The 228-nt window shown below is 43.4% G+C and carries 1 tRNA gene; it reads left to right on the top strand.

Features of this window, described 5'->3' with window-relative positions:
- The first annotated feature begins 53 nt into the window (after nucleotides 1-53).
- Nucleotides 54-127, top strand: a tRNA-Gly gene (locus C5P05_RS00005).
- The last annotated feature ends 101 nt before the right edge of the window (nucleotides 128-228 follow it).

The following is a 228-nucleotide window of genomic DNA, read 5'->3' as shown; positions in this document are numbered from 1 at the left end:
ACAATTCAGCCACTTAGAGTAAAAACATGTTGTAAATCAACAGGTTACGATAAGCGGGTGTAGTTCAATGGCAGAACTTTTGCTTCCCAAGCAAATAGCGTGGGTTCGATTCCCATCACCCGCTCCATATTTTGCACCGCTAAGTTGTTGATTTCATTGATGTTTTTTCTGGCGGTATGGATGAAATCACAGTATTCAACACCCCCAGAATACCCCTGTTATCCCCCC

Source organism: Rhodoferax ferrireducens (assembly GCF_003347515.1).
In the GTDB taxonomy this organism is placed as follows: Bacteria; Pseudomonadota; Gammaproteobacteria; order Burkholderiales; family Burkholderiaceae_C; genus Rhodoferax.
This window is presented reverse-complemented; position numbering and strand designations above follow the sequence as displayed.